The organism is Vibrio sp. 704 (assembly GCF_033339295.1).
The window spans coordinates 1-764 of the sequence record NZ_JAWOUH010000356.1 but is presented as its reverse complement, the minus strand read 5'-3'; the positions used below and the strand labels follow the sequence as shown (position 1 = coordinate 764).

Here is a 764-nt window from a genome sequence, read left to right as displayed (position 1 = left end):
TAGATAAACAGTTCCCACGCACTGGTTGGGTAAATCTCCACACCAGTGCGAGAGATTGGCTCAGGCTTTGGTGGCAACTCAACCTTGGCAAGCGACATCGCTTTGGTCAGCGTACCGCCCTGAACGATCAGCGATACCATAACCACGAAGAAGGCCAAGTTGAAGTACAGCTGCGCGTCTGGCAAACCAGCCATCATAGGGAATACCGCAAGAATGATTGGCACCGCGCCACGCAAACCAACCCAAGAGACAAACCACTTTTCACGTGGCGTGAAGCTCTTAAATGGCAGCAGTCCAATCCACACGGAAATAGGACGGGCAAACAAAATCATACCAAACGCAAGCGCCAAGCCTGGCACCGCAATACTCAGCAAGTTCGACGGCGTAACCAACAAACCAAGCACGAGGAACATGCCAATTTGCGCTAGCCACGTCATACCATCTAATACATGCAGAATCGAATGACGGCTGCGCGTTGGACGGTTACCCAGCAATAAACCCACGAGGTAAATCGACAAAATACCGCTGCCGCCTAACGAGTTCGACAGCGCGAAAATGATCAAGCCGCCGCTGACGGTCAAAATCGAGTACAAGCCATCCGGCAGTTGATTGCGATTGATGACTTTCCACAAGACCCAGCCACCAGCAAAACCAAGAAGCGCACCGATACCAAACTGCTTAACAAAACTGAGCGCTAAAAAGCCGGCGCTTAACTCCGTTCCCGTACTAGAAAGAATCGCAATTAACGTAACGGTCAAGAACAC

1 protein-coding gene is annotated in these 764 nt (G+C 51.0%); it reads right to left on the bottom strand.

Translation table 11 applies throughout. The features are described 5' to 3' along the window. The coding region (locus R7R24_RS26440) for a cation:proton antiporter (protein WP_318120081.1) at positions 1-764 on the bottom strand (764 nt) is incomplete at both ends.